Genomic DNA, 18,230 nt, shown 5'->3' with positions numbered 1-18,230 from the left:
GAGGTTCTCCGAATCGTGTAGGGGTTGTGCGATGTGAAAGGGATGTTGTTGCGGGCGATCAAGTCTGCTTGCGGCGGCGGAGGATGTCGGTGTAGACGGCCGCCAGGATGACCAGGCCGATGACGACGGTCTGCCACTCCTGCGGGATGGACATGATGCGCAGGCCGTTGGTCACCGTTCCGACGATGAGCGCGCCGATGAGGGTGCCGATGATGCTTCCCTTGCCGCCCTGCAGCGACGTGCCGCCGATGACGACGGCCGCGATGGCCTGCAGCTCGTAGCCGATGCCGAGCGACGGCTGCGCGGAGTTCAAGCGGGCCGCCAGCACGACGCCGGCGATGCCCATGAAGCAGCCGGAGAGGGTGTAGATGGCGATCTTCCACTTTCCGGTGTTGATCCCGGACAGGCCGGCGGCCTCTTCGTTGCTGCCGATCGCGAACGAGTAGCGTCCGAGGATCGACTTGCTCAGGATCACCGCGGCGATCGCGGTCAGCAGGAAGAGGATGAGCACGGCGTTGGGCAGCTGCACGCCGGGGATCAGCGAACCCAGCGAGATGTCGGTGAACCCGGGGGCGTCGGTGAAGTAGATCGGCGCCGTTCCCGAGATGACCAGTGCCAGTCCTTGGGCGATGAGCATCATCGCGAGCGTCGCGATGAACGGCGGGATCTTCAAGACGGCGACGTTGAAGCCGTTGATGAAGCCGATCAGGGCCCCGGTCAGGATGCCGACGACCACGCCGACGAGCAGCGGCAGTCCCCAGCTGGTGAGGACCACGCCGGTCATCACCGCCGCCAGCGTCATGCCGGTGCCCAGCGACAGTTCGATGCCCGCGGTGATGATGACGAAGGTGGTGCCGAGCGCCAAGATCCCGATGACGGCCGTGGACAGCAGGATGCCGCTCATGTTCGACCAGGTCAGGAAGTTGGGGTTGGCCACCCCGAAGAACGCCACCAGCACGATCAGGCTGGCGAATGCCAGGACCTGCTGGAGCTGCCGTCGCAGCAGGTTCCAGGACGCGCCGAGGGCACCGGAGGGGGCCGGCCTCAGCATCTCGTCCGGACTCGGTTCGACAGTGTCTGCCTGCTTCATGATGTTGCGATGCCTCCATGTGATCCGGATCGGGTGGCGTAGTCCATGACCATCTCCTGGTCGGCTTCGGCGCCGTCGAGGACGCCGGTGACGCGTCCTTCGCACATGACGACGATGCGGTGGGCCATGCGAAGGACCTCAGGTAGTTCCGAGGAGATCATGATGATCGATTTGCCCTCGTCGGCGAGCAGGTTGAGGAGCTCGTAGATCTCTTCTTTGGCGCCGACGTCGATGCCGCGGGTGGGTTCGTCGAAGATCAGGATGTCGCAGTTCTTCGCCAGCCATTTCGCGATGATGACCTTCTGCTGGTTGCCGCCGGAGAGCGCCTTGGTCTGCTGCCTGATCGACGGTGTCTTGATCTTCAGCGACTCGACGTACCGCTCTGATGTCAGCCTGCCCGGTTTGTCTCGTATCAGGCCGAACGGATTGACGTAGTCGGACAGCGATGAGGCGAGGATGTTGAAGTTGACGTCCTGGTCGAGCATCAGTCCGAGCCTCTTGCGGTCCTCGGAGAGGTAGCCGATGCGCAGCCGGGCGGCGTCCGTGGGGGTCTTGATCTTCACGGGGCGACCCCGCAGCAGGATGTGTCCGCGGTCGGCGCGGTCTGCGCCGCAGATGACTCGGGCGACCTCGGTCCGGCCGGCGCCCATCAGGCCCGCGAAACCGAGGATCTCGCCCTGCTTGAGGTCGAAGCTGACGTCCTTGATCCGGCTTCCCCGTTTCAGGCCGCTGACTTCGAGCACCGTGGGCTGTTCCGGGGAGGTGCTGCGCGTCGGCCCCGCCTCGCCGGAGATCTGGCGGCCCACCATCAGCGAGATGACGTGCCGCAGGTCGGCTTCGCCGGTCTGCAGGGTGTCGATGTACTCGCCGTCGCGCAGGACCGTGATGCGGTCCGAGATCTCCTTCAGTTCGGCCAGTCGGTGCGAGATGTAGATGACTCCGGTGCCCTGGTCCCTCAGGTCTCGGATGAGTCGGAACAGGTTCTCGGTCTCGGACTCGGTCAGCGCGGCGGTCGGCTCGTCCATGATCAGGACCCGGGCGTCGAACGAGAGCGCCTTGGCGATCTCCACGACCTGCTGTTGGGCGACGAGCAGGTCGCCGACCTTGGTCCGCGGGTCGAGGTCGATCCCGAGCCGTTCGAACAGGTCGGCGGCGCGACGGTTGAGGCGCCGGTCGTCGACCAGCATGCCGAAGCCGGTGTGCGGTTCCCTGCCGATGTAGATGTTCTCGGCGATGGTCAGGTCGGGCATCAGCGAGAACTCCTGGTGGATGATGCTGATGCCGAGTGACTGGGCGGTCTTGGGACCGTCGATGTCGACGGGCTGGCCGTCGATGTGGATCGTGCCGGTGTCCTGCTGGTGGATCCCGGCCAGCACCTTCATCAGGGTCGACTTGCCGGCGCCGTTCTCTCCGACCAGCGCGAGTACCTCGCCGGCCCGCAGATCCAGGTGGACATCGGACAGCGCTCTGACGCCGGGAAAGCTCTTGCTGATCCCATCGAGCCTCAGCAGCTGATCGTGCATGGCCCTCCCCGCTGTAATAGGAGGCCGTCGACGGGGGTCGAGACAGCCTCCTCGCTAAACATCTGATGTATTGGAAGAGTAATGAGGCATCAATCAAGTGTCAACGGCGGGAACAGCGTTATCTTTCGGTAACATTCCGTAGGACCGGAGCACTCCCGGACGCCGGTCGCGTCAGAGGACTTGGCGGAGCCACTGCTCCACGCCGGCGATGTGCACGGTCATCCACGACTTGGCGAGATCGGGCTGGCGAGCGACCAGCGCGTCGTAGATGGCCCGGTGTTCGCTGAGAGTGCGCTCCAGCGCGCCGTGCTCGGTGAGGCCGCGCCAGATCCTGACCCGCTGGGTCGGCGCCGACAGCCCGTCGACCAGCGAGCTCAGCACGTCGTTTCCGGACGCCTCGGCGACGCTCCGATGGAATTCCAGGTCGTTGGCGACCAATTCGTCCACAGAGGATGTCTCGTCGCCCACCTTGAGGAGGTGGGACAGGTGCTGGAGCTGCTCGTCGGCGATGCGCACCGCCGCCATCTCCGTGGCGGCCGGCTCGATGACTCGGCGCACCTCCAGCAGTTGCATCACCGAGTCGTCGCGGTGGAAGTCGACCACGAAGTTCAGCGCGTCGAGCAGCAGCCGCGAGTCGAGGCTGGTGACATAAGTGCCGTCGCCCTGCCGCACATGCAGAATGTTCATCAGCGCCAGGGCCCGCACCGCTTCCCGCAGGGAGCTCCGGGCGAGCCCCAGCCGGACCGCCAGGTCGGCCTCTCGCGGCAGCCGGGAGCCCGGACTGAGCTCACCGCTGACGATCATCTCCTTGATCTTGACGATCGCCTTGTCGGTTACGGCCATCGACGCACGCCCTTCAGAAAAACATCTGATGTATCCGAGACATTATGCCAACCGGACTACGGCAGCTCCCAGACCAGTGGCAGGCCCCGGTCGGCTCCGGAGTAGTCGTCGGGCACCTCCAGCAGCTCCGCCATCCGCTCCTGCCAGGGCACATTGGCCGGATGGTCTCGCAGGGCATGCCTCATGGCCTGGTAGTCCTCGACATCGACGAGATGGAACAGATCCCGGCCGTGCCGCCAGATCCGCCATCGCTTCACGCCCGCCTCGCGCAGAGCGGTGTCCAGTTCGGCCGGGATCGTCGCGTGGATCCGGTCGTAGTCGGCCTCGCGGCCCACCTTGAGCCTGGTGTGCAGTGCCACCTGTTCCATCGCGTCCTCCCCTGTCGTTTCGGAAACCGGAGGACCGCACCGCGCGGGTATCGCGCGGAGCGGTCTCAGTCGATCGAATGATCCCACGGTGCGGCCCCGTATCGCCGCCAGGTTCGATCCAGGCGAAGCCGCGGTGGTCAGGCGCCGAGTGATCGCAGTGCGGTGCCGGTGAGCCGGTAGCCGACCCACTCGTCCATCGCAACCGCGCCGAGCGATTCATAGAACGCGATCGAGGGCTCGTTCCACTTCAGCACCGACCAGTCGAGCCGCTGATAGCCGTTGGCGGCGCAGATCCGGGCGAGCTCTCGCAGGAGCGCGGCGCCGAAGCCCTTTCCACGGAAACCCGGGTCGACATAGAGGTCTTCGAGGTATATACCGTGCTTGCCGGTCCAGGTCGAGAAGTTCAGGAACCAGACGGCGATGCCGGCGATGCGGCCGCCGGCCTCGACGACGTGCGCGTAGACCTCCGGATTCGGCCCGAACAGGGCGGTGTCGAGACCTTCGACGGTCGCCTCGACCGCATCGGGCTCGCGCTCGTAGTCGGCGAGGTCCCTGATCAGTTGAAGGACCTCAGGCAGGTCGCGGGGCGCGGCGCGGCGCAGGACCGCGCCGTCGGAAAGGACGGTGTGCTCGTTCATCACACGCGAGTCTATGACCGGTGAACACGCGCCCTGCACCGACGCACGACACGGGCGGATGCCCCGCACCGGATCGGCCGATCGTCCGGAATTCTCAATCGAACGGACCACCGGAATGAATCGACCAGTGGCCCAATCGTGTCTCAGTAGGACTCAGAGGCCAGACCCCGTGGATCGCATCGGCTTGCGCGGTCGTCACCGCTTGCTTAGAATCGGTCACAATTACCGCTTCCAGCGCGGAATCCCCTGCTCTCCACCGAGAGCGCACCACAGGAGCGCCCATGCCCGAACCCTCGAAGTCCAACATCATCAAAGGCAACGCGCGCGGAGTCGTCCAGAACTCCGGCGATATGCGCGGCGACATCTCGATCGACGCACGCGGCGCAGACGGACTGAGCGAAGTCGACCGCAAAGCGGCCGAAGCACTCGAGGCCGTCCGGCGAGCGCTGACCGAAGCGAACGCCGCGGGCGAGCTCAGCGATGCCGAGACGGCCAGCGCGGCGGCGGTACTCGACACCGCCGCACCGGAGGCGGAGAACGAGCAGTCCCGATCGCGCCTGGCAGAGACGCTCGGCCACGTCAAGAACATCGTCGGCGGTTGCACGAGGGTAGTCCGGACGGTGAGCGGGGCGATCGAAACGATCAAGGGCCTCGGCTGATGGACGAGCAGCAGGCGCCACCGGGCGCGAACGCGATCGGCGGCGACGCGAGCGGAGTCCTCCAGAATTCGGGCACCTTCCACGGCGACTTCAACGTGTACATGTCGAAGTCCGACGACCCTGCCGAGCTGTTCGAGACCGGATTGCACCGCCTACGCGGGAACATGCCGCGAAGCGCGGAGAAGCTGTTCTCCGCGGCTTACGACGGCGGTATGCGCGAGAACCGCCTGTGGTTCTTCTGGGCGCTGGCCATTCTCAGCGGACGCTCGGACATCGACCTGGGCGCCGAGTCGTTCAACGAGCTTCGCGCATGTCTGCAGTCGTTCGACCGCAGGGCCGGTGACGCCTTCGCCGAATCGACGCTCGTCGTGGAGGGCCTGCTCGAGATCTCGAGCCTCACCCGGGAAGCCGCGTCGGAGACGATCTCGGTCGAGGACGTTGCGAGGGTCAAGGAAGTACTCGGTCGGCTGCGGAACCTGGACCCGGAGCGCAGGGACGACATCACGCGGCACTTGGACAGGGTCATCGACGGCACGGTCATGGACTTGTACTGGCAGGACCTCTACCAGGGGGCGAAGCAACGCCGGTTCGATCACGGCCGAGTCGGCCGCGTCGCCAAGTTCTTCATCACCGATCCCATTGAACCCGGACTCCGTTCGATTCCTCACTGGACTTCACCTGGTGCGTGGCCATTCGCATCGGCCGGAGCGGGCCTCGCTTCGCTGGTGGGGCTGCTGCTGTACTTCGGCTCCGATGCGGTCTCGTTCTGGCTCGTGGTCGCGGGCGCGGTCGGCGGCCTGGCCCTCATTGCGTGGTGCGCCCCGGCACTGATGCTGCGGCGCGAGCGGATCGAGTTGCGTGCCCGCCACTACCGCGGCGTCATGGCCGATGCGCTCTGGGTTCGCTGGCCGCAGGTCATGGAATTCCGAAACCAGGTCGCCGTCGCCCTGGAGCATGCCTTCAAGGAGTCTCCGCCGCAGGACCGCACTGCCGCGCAGTGGCTGCTGCAGACCGGCGAGGCCCGGCATTCTCTGGCCTGCAGAATCGCCGAACAGTACTTCGAGCAGGGCAACCGGCAAGTGACGGTCGACGTCGAGGGCGTCTACTGGTTGGCGTTCCACTACGCGGACCAGTTCGCCGAAGCGGCGACCTCCGGCACCCTCCACCACAAGGAGGCCGGTGTGGCTCCCGCTCCGGCGCATGCGAAACCGGGCCTGGTGGGCGCTGGGGCGCTCATGGTGTCGGCGACCGTCGCCGCGACCGCCCTGTCCGACGGTTTGGAGGCCGCCGCGGCGGCCTTCGGCGGTCTGGCCGCCGCGGTCGCGGTCGCGATCCTCGGCTACAACGGCCTTCGCCTCGCAATGCGCTCGCGGTTCGACGCCGAGCGCCGGGCATGGGCCGAAGAACTGCTCGCTTCCGAAATGGTGCGCTACGACAGTTGGAGGAACTGGCTGAGCGACAGGCCCAGCGACTGGGAGATGGCCGAATGGCTCGACGCCGACCTGAGCTGGCTGCGCATGCAGGCCATGAACGAGATCCATTTGACCCACCGCGATGTCCTGGCGCACTTCGCCATCACTGAGCCCGACCCGGACGCGCGGGCGGCGCGGGTGCCGGGAGGCCCGATCCGCTATTCGACCTATCAGCTTCGGATCTTCCTGCTGACGAACAACGGGGTGCGGATCTACGGTGCGAAACTCGACTTCGAGGACGGTTCGCAGATCGCCCCGTCGATGGACAACTTCCGCTACGAGATGATCATCTCGGCGATGCTGGTCGAGCTCGGCGTCCGCTACGGCGACAACGGGGCCACCCTCGTCGACCGCGATCAGCTGCGACCGAACGGCAACAGCACCCTCGCGCATGCGATGGATCTGAGGCTGCACGGGCGGGTGATCAAGATCGTCATCGACAACCAGCGCTATCGGAATCTGGCCGCCAAGACCCATGAGGAGTCGAAGGAGCTCCTGGAGCTCGCCATGGAGACGTCCGGCGCGTCCGAAGGCCTCCGCATTCTGCAGTCGATCGCGGGAGAGGGCAAGGACTGGATCCTCACCGAGCGGTCCCGGCAGCGCCGGTTCTTCCAGCGAGAGTCGTTCAACGGTGGAAATGAGCTCGAGAGCCGAGAAAGGCCCGCTCTGCCCGGACCGCGCCGGCCGCCGGACCACCCGGTCTCCGACCACTGACTACCAGTCCATCAGCGACGCAGGACACGGTCTGGCAGCGGGCTTTCGCGAAGTAGCGCGTCCCACCCCAAGGCCCGAGTGACCGTCCGCCACCACCGCCGACCTGACCGGCAGACTCGGGGCCCGTCCCGCACCGCGTCGTCACCATGGACGACCCGCCGATCGAGCGTGTAGTCATCCGTGCCCATGGAAGAGGCCGGATACTGCGCTGTCGGAATCGGGAGCGCTCGATTTCGCGGCGCGCCCGCTGCGGGGGCTGACGTCGGAAGGCCGCAGTGGCGGAGTCTGCTCAGTGGACGGCGCTCGAGTGTTCGTGGTCGTGGAGGCCGCCGGTCTCCCAGGGCTCGAACGGGTCGGTCATCGCCTCGATGTCCGCGCCGGGTTCTGCCAGGCATTCGCGTAGGGCGTGTTCGAGTTCGGCGTGGCGGAGGTCGACGCCGATGAAGACCAGCTCCTGGCCCTGGCCGTCGTCTCGCGCGGCGAAGGGATCGAAGCGGGCCACGGCCCCGGCCTGCGACCACAGGGCGGTAACGTGCGGGCGGGTGGCCAGGTGGAAGAAGCCCTTGGACCGCAGCACGTTCCCGAATCGCCCCGAGTCCAGCCGCTCGACGAGGCTCCACAGCCGCTCGGGATGGAAGGCGGCCTGGTCTCGGAACAGCAGGCTGGAGATGCCGTACTCCTCAGTCTCCGGCACGTGGTCGCCGTTGATCTCCTTGGCCCAGCCGGGCGCGCCCTGGGCCCGGTCGAGGTCGAACAGGCCGGTCCCGAGCACCCGCTCGGCCGGGATCCGCCCGTGCTCGGCGCGGACCAGGCGCGCCTCGGGGTTGAGCCGCCGCACGACCGCCTCGATGCGGTCGGCGTCCGCCGGCGAGACCAGGTCGGTCTTGTTGACCACGATGACGTCGGCGAATTCGATCTGGTCGATCAGGAGGTCGGCGACGGTGCGGTCGTCGTCCTCATAGGCGTCGAGCCCGCGCGAGACCAGTTCGTCGGCGCGGCCGAGCTCGATCAGGAAGTTGGCGGCGTCGACCACGGTGGCCATGGTGTCGAGCTCGGTGAGATCCGAGAGCGGTCCCCGATCCGACTCGCCGAAGGCGAACGTCGCCGCGACGGGCATGGGCTCGGAGATGCCGCTCGATTCGATGAGCAGGTAGTCGAAGCGGTCCTCCCGGGCGAGCCGGGCGACCTCTTCGAGGAGGTCGTCGCGAAGCGTGCAGCAGATGCAGCCGTTGCTCAGCTCGACCAGGCGCTCCTCGGTGCGCGACAGGCTCCCTCCGTCCCGGACGATGCCGGCGTCGATGTTGACCTCGCTCATGTCGTTCACGATGACCGCGACCCGGATGCCGCGGCGATTGTGCAGCACGTGGTTGAGGAGCGTGGTCTTCCCCGCGCCGAGGAAGCCCGATAGCACCGTCACCGGCAGTTTCTTCACTGGTACCCCCATTTTATTGAAAATGGTTACCAGTATAGAGGTCGATCAGCGCCCGGCCTGCCAGGGCCGGGCGCGTGACGACAACGAGGTTCACCTCATGCCGGACATCGCCTCGGCCGCCCGCTTCTCCATCTCGGCGGGCGGCACGTCCTCGACATGCGTGGCGACGTACCAGGAGTGGCCCCAGGGGTCCTCGAATCCGCCGGTACGGTCGCCGTAGAACTCGTCCGTGACTTCGCTGAGCTGCTTGGCCCCGGAGGCCAGCGCCGAGGCGAACACGGAGTCGACGTCCTCGACGTAGACGTGGATCGCCACCGGGGTGCCGCCGACGCTCTTCGGGCTGCGCGAGCCCATCTCGGGGAACTCGTCGGCCACCATGATGAGCGATTCACCGATCTTCAGTTCGGCGTGGCCGACCTTGCCGTCCGGCCCGTCCATGCGCGCCTTCTCGTCGGCCGCGAGCACCGTCTTGTAGAACTCGATGGCGTCTGCGGCGCCGTCGACGAACAGGTAGGGCGTGACCCGCGGGTATCCGGCGGGAATCGGTTGCACGTCGGTCATGACAGATCCTCTCTGATCGGTAGGGCGGGGGGCGGCGAAGGCCGCGTCGCGAACCCCGCGTTTCGCTCCCAGACAATCACCGACCTCCGACATTTTGCGGCGAACGGGGAAATCGACGCCGAGGCCGCACCTCGACGCGAATAGTCCGCTGTTCGGAGGGTTACCGGCGAGTTCTGAAACTGGTAGATTCGCGAAAGTCACTCACTGTCGCTTTCGGAGGTGCCCATGGGCGCAATGCCGAGTCTGCCCGGCGGGTTCGCCTGGGGCGTTTCCACTTCCGCCTTCCAGATCGAAGGGGCCACCGGCGAGGAAGGCCGCGGTCAGTCCATATGGGATACGTTCGTCCACTCCCACGAGAAGATCCGCGACGGCCACACCGCCGACACCGCCTGCGATCACTACCACCGGTATCCCGAGGACATCGCACTGATGCGGCGCCTCGGCGTCGACGTGTACCGGTTCTCCGTGTCGTGGCCCCGGATCCTGCCCGCCGGCGTCGGCGCCGTCAACGCGGCCGGCCTCGACTTCTACGACCGACTGGTCGACGCCCTGCTGGCCGCCGAGATCACGCCCATGGCGACACTGTTCCACTGGGACCTGCCACAGGCGCTGGAAGACGTCGGAGGCTGGCTCGACCGCGACACCGCCGGCCGGTTCGGCGAGTACGCCGGCGTCGTGGCCGCGCGGCTCGGCGACCGGGTGCGGCACTGGATCACCCTCAACGAGCCATTCGAGCACATGGCGCTCGGCTACGCGCTCGGCCGACACGCCCCCGGACACTCCCTGCTGCTCGACGCGCTCCCGGCGGCCCATCACCAACTGCTCGGACACGGACTGGCCGTCGAGGCGCTGCGAGCGTCCGGCGCCGGGCACGTCATGCTGACGAACAGCTACTCCCCCGCCGTGCCGGCCGGCGGATCCGAAGAAGACGTCGCCGCGTCGCGGGCCTACGACACGCTGCACCGCGGGATGTTCACCGACCCTGTGCTGCTGGGCCGGTACCCCGACCTGGCGGCGTTCGGCGTCGACGGCGATGCGCTGCCGTTCGTCGAGGACGGCGACCTGGCGACCATCGCCGCGCCGCTCGACGGCCTGGGCGTCAACTACTACAACCCGACGCGACTGGCGGCACCCGTTCCGGGCTCCCCGCTGCCGTTCGAGACGACCGAGTTCGAGGGTGTGGACACGACCGACTTCGGCTGGCCGGTCCTGCCGTCCGGCCTCACCCGAACACTGACCGACCTCACCGAGGACTACGGCGACGCCCTGCCGCCGCTGTGGATCACCGAGAACGGCTGCTCCTACTTCACCGCACCCGACGCGGACGGCGCCATCGCCGACCGGGCCCGGATCGACTACCTGGAGGCGCACGTGCGGGCCGTGGCGGAAGCTATCGACCAGGGCGCCGACGTCCGCGGCTACCTGGTGTGGTCCCTGCTGGACAACTTCGAATGGGCCGAGGGCTACCACCAGCGGTTCGGACTGGTCCATGTGGACCCCGAATCGCGGAACCGGACCCCGAAGGCGTCCTTCGACTGGTATCGCGAACTGATCGCAGGGCAGCGCCGATGACCACCACCCCGATCCAGCCGCCCGCCGCCCTCGCAGAACCGCAGCGCAATGTCGGTCCGGTCTGGATCGGCGGGATCACCACCGGGATGCTCGGCCTCTACATGGCCTTCTTCACCCCGATCCAGGTGCTCCTGCCCCTCCAGCTCGCCGCCATCGCCCCCGACTCGAAGGTCGCCGCATTCGGCCTGGTCACCGGTGCCGGCGCACTTGTCGCGGTGATCGCCAACCCGCTGGCCGGAGCGCTGTCCGACCGCACCACCGGCCGGTTCGGCCGACGCCACCCCTGGACGCTCGGCGGGGTCGCCGTCGGCGCCGCGGCACTGTGGCTCCTCGGGATGCAGACCACCGTCGCGGGAGTGCTGCTCCTCTGGTGCGTGGCACAGGCCGCGCTCAACGCCGGCTACGCCAGCCTCAACGCCGCCGTTCCCGACCACGTCCCGGTGCGGCAGCGCGCGACCGTTTCAGGATGGATCGGGTTCCCGCAGGCCTTGGGGCTGGTCGTCGGCGCCGTCATCGTCACGATGCTGGTCACCGGCCTGGCCACCGGATACCTGGTGATCGGCCTGGCCGCCGCGGCGATGGTGCTGCCGTTCGTGCTGTCCACACCCGACCCTCCGCTGCCGCGGGCCGCCCGCAAGCCCGTCTCGTGGCGGCCGATGCTCGCGGGGCTGTGGATCTCCCCGCGCGCCCACCCCGACTTCGCCTGGGCCTGGTTCACGCGCTTCCTGGTGATGCTCGGCAATGCGACCGGCACCCTGTACCTCCTGTTCTTCCTGCAGGACGCCGTCGGCTACGAGCAGCTGTTCCCCGGGCACAGCGCCGACGAGGGCGTCTTGATCCTCACGCTGATCTACACCACCGGGGTGATCGCCACCGCCGTCGCCGGAGGCGTCCTGTCGGACCGGATCGGCCGCCGCAAGGCGCCGGTTACCGTGTCCGCCGCCGTCATGGCGTTCGCCGCGGTGCTGCTGACGTTCTGGCACACCTGGCCCATGTCCATGGCGGCCGCCGCGATCATGGGTGCGGGATTCGGCGTGTACCTCTCCGTGGACCAGGCGCTCATCACACAGGTCCTTCCCGAAGCGGCGGACCGGGGCAAGGACCTGGGCGTCATCAATATCGCCAACTCCGCTCCGCAGGTGCTCGGGCCGGCGCTGGCCGCGCCGATCGTCGCGGGCCTTGGCGGCTACACGGGCCTGTACGCCCTGACGGCCGTCGTGACCCTCCTCGGCGGCGCCCTCGTATGGAAGATCAAATCGGTTCCCTGACCGTCGGGCGAAGAAATCCCCGAACCGCTGACACCCGCATCGGCGCCGTGTGTGATGGAGGCGTCGCGGGGCTCGGGAGCACGACAGGCGTGCTCGGCCGACGCGGCGTCAGGAGGATGGTGCGATGCGCGTTTGTCTCAAGGTGCAGATCCCCGTCGAGGCCGGGAACAAGGCGATCATGAACGGGGACATGTCAAAGACGCTCAAGGCCACGCTGGACAAGCTCAACCCCGAGGCGACTTACTTCTTCCCGCAGGACGGGATGCGGAGCATGATGGTGTTCTTCGACCTGAAGGACCCTTCGCAGATGCCGGTGATCTCCGAGCCCCTGTTCGAGGAACTTCATGCCGAGACCTACCTCACGCCCGTCATGAACATCGACGACCTCATGAAGGGGCTGAAGACGCTCCAAGAGAACCGGTGACCGCGCGGTTCCCGAGACCGGGTACCAATGGCGGCGTCTAACGGGTCCAGCGGTGCCTATTCGGAAGACGCGGCCTGGAGGAACCGGTCGGCGAAGGTCTTGGTACGGGAGAGGTCTCCGAGACTCCGGCCGGTTCCTTCTGCTTCGCAGAGGCGTTCGAGGACCGGAGCGAGGGAGCAGACCAGTTGCTCGACTCTGGCTCGGTCCCACACGGTCTCGAGGATCTGTTCGCAGTGGGCCTTTGCCTTGCGGGGATTGGAAGGCAGGCGCCGTCCGCCCGAGAGCCGCTGTCCCAGGGCCGCCATCAGCAGGAACCGCATGGGCTTCCACTTGCGGTCGAGCCGCTGGTTGCGCAGCAGCCACTCCACCTGGTACCAGATCGCGGCCGCCGTGTAATAGGCGATCGGATGGTGGTCGTCGCGGTAGAGCCTGATCTTCTTGTCTCGGAGCAGCTCGGTGGGGCGGGTAGCCCGGTGCGGGAGGCCGAGGAAGACCGCCGCGTACGACTGGGTGAGTCGTCCTTGCTTGATGATCCTGGTCTTGGTGATCGACGTGTCAGTGTCGAACTGGTTCGAGCGTCGCTCGTAGTACAGGTCTCTCGGGGTCTTGGTGGTCTTGAAGTAGTCCTCGATGTCACGATGGATCGTCTCGTTCGCCGCGAGGTTCTCGCGGGTGATGTCGGTCTGCTTGTTCGTGGCGACGACGATCCGGCTCACGATGTCCTCGCCTTCGGGTTCGATCACCGTCAGTTTGACGTGGACGTCGTCGGTCAAGAGGTTGCGGCATTCGAAGAGCACATGCCCGGTCTGGCAGCCGTTGACGATCTGGAAGTCGGTCATGTGGCACTCGTGGCCCGAGGAGGTGAAGCTCTGGGCGATGACGGTGATCCCATTGTTGAGCACGGCGAACCTACCGCGCCCTACCGGGTCCTCCAGCGACTGCCTGATCCCGGTGTTCACCTCGTTGGTCATGCCGAGGAACGGTCGCAGATTGTCCTGGAAGAGGAAGTTGCGGATGCTCCCGCCCTCATCGGCGAGTATGTCTCCGACGAACACCTTCGCGGGCAGCATCCCGATCCAAGCCTGCTTCACCCCCTTCATCGGCGGCATCGCCGACTTGTTGGCCCACAGGTAGTTCACGCGGACCTTCCGGTTCGCCAGCGCGTACAGTCGCTGCAGGCGCCTGGCTCCGATGCATTCGAACCGCACCCGGTCGAACCGCCCGAGCGCGTCGACGGTGCGTTCCGCCGATCGGCACTTCTCCTCCAGGTACTCGTTCGGATCACCCCCGCAGGTCACGTATCGGACCTCAAGTCGAGGGCTGCCCGCGGCGTTGTACTGGTGCCTGTCGTAGATCGCCCGCAGCGCCTGCTGCAGCTCGCGGATCTCGGGAGAGGCGGTGTAAACGATCTCGTCGCGGTCGCAGACCTGCCTGAGATTGTCGGCCAAGTCGGCGATGACCTTGCCTTCCATGGATGCGCTGGTCTTGGCCTGCACGATGATGACGACTGCGTTGAACTCGCGTTCGCGTTCGAGGGCCTCTTTGACTCCGTCGAGATCGTGGTGCAGGTCGCCGTTGACGACGATGCCCCACGCGTCGATGCCCAGATCATTGCCGCCGCCGACGCGATGGGCGTCGGGGGCGAAGCTCTCCTCGTGGAACTGATGCAGGACGCAGTGCGCCGCGAACGACTCGAACAGTTCGTCGCCGGCCAGGTCGGCCAGTTCGTGTCGCTCGCGGAACGACGCGAGCAGTTCCTCGATGACCTGGTCCATGGTCAGCCTCCGGTATCGGTCTCGGCTCTGACGGCCGCCAGGATCTCCTCGCTGGTCGGCGCGGTCGACGGATGGTGACTCAGGCACATCGGCACGTCGACCTGCTGGGTGGACAGTCCAGGGGTCACCACATAGAACTGGCCGGTCGAGAGATGGGCGAGGTCGACGGGGGTGCCGCCTTTGTCCTCGGCGATCGCGGCGGCGGCCGCGATCTGGGCGGGGGCGTTGAGTCTGCCGTAGGCGTGGGTGGCGCTGTTGCCGACGATGCGGTTGTGGACGCCCTTGGGCGCCTGGGTGGCGAAGACCATGCCGAGGCCGTATTTGCGCGCTTGGGAGACCAGCGCCAGAGTCGAGTCGGTGCAAGGGGTGGAACCGACGGCGGGGGCGAAGGTCTGAGCCTCGTCGAGGACGAGCAGGCCGCCGAGCGGACGTCCAGCGGCCGGATTGCTCTTGAGCCAGGAGAACAGGGCCATTTGGAGCTGGTTGACGAAGCCTTGGCGTTGCTCTTCTGAGGGGAGGCCCATGAAGTTCACGACCGAGACTCGGGCCCGGCGGCCGGGTTTCGGTGTGAGGAGCACCCCGGGGTCGAGACCTTCACCGTCGCCGGCGAACAGGCGGTCGTTGACACGCACCGCTCGGAGGGTGGCGGCGATGTCTGCGGCGGTCTTCGGAGCGTCTTCGAACAGGCTCGATTCGGGCGGCAGTTGCGAGAGGTGATCGAGGAATGTATCGAAATGTCCCCCGCCTGAGTAGGTGAACGACCGCAGCGCCTCTCGCAGGACGGCGCGTTGGCGTTCGTCCTTCGCCGTGGAGCGGTTGATCCTCGCCCGTGGGGCGAGTGCCGATACGACGGTGTCGAGGGCGATTTCGAAGTCGTCGGGGTCGTCGGCGACCGCGCACAGGTCGGGCAGCGGTTGAAAACTCAACGGCCGCCCGGATGTTCGCCCCGGCGTCCACACCACCACCTCGGTGTCGGAGAGGTATCGCTCGGCGGCTCCGTCGTCGCCGTCGAGCCAGTTGTCCGGCGGCTCGGGCCAGGCCCGGCCGAGTCTCGACAAGTCGTTGTTGGGGTCGAGGACGATCGAGGACACACCCTCCAGGGCGCAGGCTTCGACGATGCGTTTGATGAGCACGGTCTTGCCGGAGCCCGAACCGGCGAAGATCGCGGTGTGTTTGGCGAGTGTGGCGAGCTCGATGGTGAGGACGCCTCCCCCGGCGCGGCTGCCGAAGGCCACGCCTGAGCCCGGAGGCACCGGGCCCGGCCGGTTCTCGGGGCGCGGCAGCGGGATGTCGATCGAGGTGACCGGCCGGGTCGGAGCGTCGGGTTCCGGATCCGGCGGCGGCTCCGGGGGCTCTGCGGCGCTGCTCGGATTCGGGGGGCCGAACACGGCGCTCAGCAGCCGGGTGCGGCCCGCCGGTCGGTGCTTGCGCAGCCACTCCTCCCAGCCGGGGTGGTGTTCGGCCTCCAGGCGGTGCAACGCGACGATGCTCTTCAGGTCCTCGCTGTCGGCGGGGATGACCAGCCCCTCGGCTTCGAAGCTGGAGACGATGCGGCGGGCCTGGGTGTTCGGTCCCCATCGGCCCCATTCCTGGGCGGGCGCGGTCACCCACAGGATGCCGTGGCAGTGTTCGACGGGGTTGTCGCGGCCGATCCCGGCATAGTCGAACAGCTTGCTCACCCGGTTGCCCACAGCCCGGGCGTTCGTACTGGCCACGGCGCGGAACGTCCAGCGCTCGCCGGGCCCTTCGGAGCTCTTCAGCAGGATTTCCGCATGGGCACTCGGGCGTGCCCCGGCCGGAGGGCGCACTTCGTAATGGCGACCGTCCTGTTCGAGGATCCATGCGCGGAGCACCGCGCACATCAGCTGCGGCATGCGCGAGTCCTCGGTCTCGGCGTCGACGGCCGTGCTGATTTCGGCGGTGGATCGGTAGCGCTCGAAACGGGCGCTCAGGTCATCGGTTGCGGCCGGAGGCGTCGCCGCGGGCCGCGGGGCGGAGTCGAGGGCGGTGGCCTCGGTGACGATTCCCGCTGCCAGGCATGCGCGGATGTGCGCGCTGGCGGCGTTGAGCAGCCGCCGGGGGGTGTACCGGTCGGCACCGGCCAAGCCGGAGGGCGGGAAGGGGTACGACGGGTAGCGAGGGTCGAAACCCGCTTCCTTGTAGGCCGGTTCGACCATCGACGCCAGAAGCCTGGCCGCGGTTTCGACGTCGGGGAGTCGGTTGTCGAGCATGACCGGTTCGGTGAACCGCTGCAGCACGGTGCTGGTCGTGTTGTCCCGGAACTCCTCCCAGATGTGCGGAAGGCAGGACAGGACGACGGTGGTGCGGCGAGTCTGGTCGCGCAGATCGGTGAGTCCGATCCCGAGCATGTCGAGCAGCTCTCCGGTGTGGGAGCCGCCGGCCGTGCCGGTGGCTCGCCTGGACGCCCGGACGATGTCGTCGATCTGGTCGACGGCGATGAGTGTCGGCCCGGTCAACGCCATCAGGTGAGAGAGTTCCCGGGCGCGTTCCAGCGCGGACTTCGGTACGGGCCGGTGCGGCCCGAAGCGGCCTTCGGGGTCGAACTCGCCGCCGTTGAGGTAGATGTCGCCGATGTCGGCGAGGTTCCCGTCGGCGGCGAACAGGAGCAGCAGCCCTTGCAGCGTGTGCCTGGTTCCCGCCAGGGTCGCTTCGTCGAGCGACCTGACCGCGTCGGAGAACCGGTAGACCGATTGTCGGTCGGGCAGCCGGCGGACCAGCAGGGTTTCGCGTGTGGCGGCGTCGAGCCCGGCCTTGTCGGCCAGCGCGTTCAGCAGGACTTCCAGCCCGCTGCCGCCTCGCCGGTGCCTGACGTTGAGCGCGTGGAGATAGCTGGAGGCGAGGTTCGACCAGAAGTCGTCGACTCTGACGATGTTGAGTCGGACGAAGTGGCCGCCGGCGTCTTGGACCGTCTGGCGGCCGAGGCCGAGCAGGTGGGTCTTGCCGGTACCGCCCTGGCCGACGACGGGCAGCCCGCGGACGCTGGCCTGGGAGCTGTTCTTCGCGGCATCGATCCGCTCTCGGATCGCTTCGAACGCGACGTCGTTGATACCGACGACATGGGGGCGGGCGTCGTCGTCCCACATTTCGTCCGGGGTCAAGGCGAACTCGGTGGGAACCTTCCGCAGGGCGTCAAGCTCGCCGGTCATCGCGCCTCAATGGACATGAAATGCTTGTACTCCCCGCCGAGCCACAGTGCGCAGTCCCGGTCTTCAGCTCTGAGCGCCTTCTGATTCTCCTCGGGCATCAACTGAATCTCGTGCTTGTCGAACAGGTCGGTGAGCGCGAGGTCCAGTGCCGAACGCTCGAGATGGGCGAGGTGTCGGCGTAGTTCGCGCAGTGGAAGCCATGCTCCGGGTTTGTCGCCGAGTTCGCCGTACGCCTGGATGACGAGGTCGGCCGGTTCCGACGACGACACGGAACGCGGCGAATCCTCAGGTGAGGGCACAGGCACGGCGTAGATGTCGGCCAGTTCAGTTCCGGTTCGCTCCATATAGGCTGACACGTCCCGAAGCACGGCCCACAGGATTCTGGCGGTGCGCGACGAGAGTCCTTGCGGAGGAGCGGTCCCGAGGATCTGACGTGCGGCGAGCCATCCGGCATCGGTGAGTTCGTATACGAACGAGCGACCCTCTTTGCGGTACGCGAGGAGACCGCGCTCGGAGAGGACCTTCCTCACGTCGGTCTCGACCTTCCTGAATCCGAACGTCTCGTCGAATTCGGCGGTGGTCGCCGGGTCGCGCAGGTGTAGGAGTGCCAGGAGGAGATTGCTTTGGGGGACGGTGAAGGGAGCAACAGGCATGGGAGTCCGTTCCGTAGCGGAAGACATCGGGGTTGCTGGAACTACCGCACGATAACGCACCGGCTCGCCGT

The 18,230-nt window shown here is 67.1% G+C and carries 15 protein-coding genes; 5 read left to right on the top strand and 10 right to left on the bottom strand.

Going from position 1 to position 18,230, the window contains the following annotated elements; genetic code table 11:
• Positions 1-58: 58 nt before the first annotated feature.
• From L0U85_RS08585 to L0U85_RS08565, 5 genes are all read right to left on the bottom strand, one after another.
• Entirely contained in the window at positions 59-1,051 is a 993-nt protein-coding gene (locus tag L0U85_RS08585) for an ABC transporter permease (RefSeq protein WP_347177399.1), read from the bottom strand.
• A 35-nt stretch (positions 1,052-1,086) separates the two neighbouring features.
• Entirely contained in the window at positions 1,087-2,613 is a 1,527-nt protein-coding gene (locus tag L0U85_RS08580; protein WP_241377339.1) for a sugar ABC transporter ATP-binding protein, read from the bottom strand.
• 171 nt (positions 2,614-2,784) lie between these two features.
• Positions 2,785-3,456, bottom strand: a complete 672-nt coding sequence (locus L0U85_RS08575) for a FadR/GntR family transcriptional regulator (RefSeq protein ID WP_241377338.1) — start codon at positions 3,454-3,456, stop codon at positions 2,785-2,787.
• A gap of 56 nt (positions 3,457-3,512) precedes the next feature.
• Positions 3,513-3,824, bottom strand: a complete 312-nt coding sequence (locus tag L0U85_RS08570; protein ID WP_241377337.1) for an L-rhamnose mutarotase — start codon at positions 3,822-3,824, stop codon at positions 3,513-3,515.
• Positions 3,825-3,961: 137 nt separating this feature from the next.
• Entirely contained in the window at positions 3,962-4,462 is a 501-nt protein-coding gene (locus tag L0U85_RS08565; RefSeq protein WP_241377336.1) for a GNAT family N-acetyltransferase, read from the bottom strand.
• Between the two features lie 281 nt (positions 4,463-4,743).
• Here L0U85_RS08565 and L0U85_RS08560 point away from each other — a divergent pair, with 281 nt between their 5' ends.
• Positions 4,744-5,121, top strand: a complete 378-nt coding sequence (locus L0U85_RS08560) for a hypothetical protein (protein ID WP_241377335.1) — start codon at positions 4,744-4,746, stop codon at positions 5,119-5,121.
• Positions 5,121-7,307 (top strand): hypothetical protein, encoded by a 2,187-nt coding sequence (locus tag L0U85_RS08555; protein ID WP_241377334.1) that lies wholly within the window; start codon positions 5,121-5,123, stop codon positions 7,305-7,307. The genes L0U85_RS08560 and L0U85_RS08555 overlap by 1 nt, the downstream gene beginning before the upstream one ends.
• A gap of 289 nt (positions 7,308-7,596) precedes the next feature.
• Here L0U85_RS08555 and L0U85_RS08550 read toward each other — a convergent pair whose 3' ends face one another.
• Complete coding sequence (locus L0U85_RS08550; RefSeq protein WP_241377333.1) at positions 7,597-8,751, bottom strand: GTP-binding protein; 1,155 nt, start codon at positions 8,749-8,751, stop codon at positions 7,597-7,599.
• A 78-nt stretch (positions 8,752-8,829) separates the two neighbouring features.
• Complete coding sequence (locus L0U85_RS08545; protein ID WP_241377332.1) at positions 8,830-9,300, bottom strand: VOC family protein; 471 nt, start codon at positions 9,298-9,300, stop codon at positions 8,830-8,832.
• 234 nt (positions 9,301-9,534) lie between these two features.
• Between L0U85_RS08545 and L0U85_RS08540 the strand changes: the two genes are divergently transcribed.
• The 3 genes from L0U85_RS08540 (at position 9,535) to L0U85_RS08530 (ending at position 12,564) form a co-directional block, all read left to right on the top strand.
• Positions 9,535-10,872 (top strand): GH1 family beta-glucosidase, encoded by a 1,338-nt coding sequence (locus L0U85_RS08540; protein ID WP_347177398.1) that lies wholly within the window; start codon positions 9,535-9,537, stop codon positions 10,870-10,872.
• Positions 10,869-12,140 carry an MFS transporter gene (locus tag L0U85_RS08535; RefSeq protein WP_241377330.1) on the top strand — a complete coding sequence of 424 codons (1,272 nt, stop codon included), beginning with the start codon at positions 10,869-10,871 and terminating at the stop codon, positions 12,138-12,140. The genes L0U85_RS08540 and L0U85_RS08535 overlap by 4 nt, the downstream gene beginning before the upstream one ends.
• A 124-nt stretch (positions 12,141-12,264) precedes the next feature.
• The gene (locus L0U85_RS08530; RefSeq protein ID WP_241377329.1) at positions 12,265-12,564 is read left to right on the top strand and encodes a hypothetical protein; all 300 of its coding nucleotides are present in this window, start codon (positions 12,265-12,267) and stop codon (positions 12,562-12,564) included.
• A gap of 56 nt (positions 12,565-12,620) precedes the next feature.
• Here L0U85_RS08530 and L0U85_RS08525 read toward each other — a convergent pair whose 3' ends face one another.
• From L0U85_RS08525 to L0U85_RS08515, 3 genes are read right to left on the bottom strand one after another with little or no spacing between them, the layout of a single operon-like run.
• Entirely contained in the window at positions 12,621-14,339 is a 1,719-nt protein-coding gene (locus L0U85_RS08525) for an AIPR family protein (RefSeq protein ID WP_241377328.1), read from the bottom strand.
• A gap of 2 nt (positions 14,340-14,341) precedes the next feature.
• Positions 14,342-17,506, bottom strand: coding sequence for a DUF87 domain-containing protein (locus L0U85_RS08520; RefSeq protein ID WP_241377327.1), 3,165 nt, complete (start codon positions 17,504-17,506; stop codon positions 14,342-14,344).
• Positions 17,503-18,159, bottom strand: a complete 657-nt coding sequence (locus tag L0U85_RS08515) for a hypothetical protein (RefSeq protein ID WP_241377326.1) — start codon at positions 18,157-18,159, stop codon at positions 17,503-17,505. The genes L0U85_RS08520 and L0U85_RS08515 overlap by 4 nt, the downstream gene beginning before the upstream one ends.
• Between the last annotated feature and the right edge of the window lie 71 nt (positions 18,160-18,230).

The sequence above is a fragment of the Glycomyces sp. L485 genome, assembly GCF_022548875.1.
Classification (GTDB): Bacteria; Actinomycetota; Actinomycetes; order Mycobacteriales; family Micromonosporaceae; genus Glycomyces.
The sequence above is the reverse complement of the archived record's forward strand: the minus strand, read 5'-3'. Positions and strand labels throughout refer to the sequence as shown.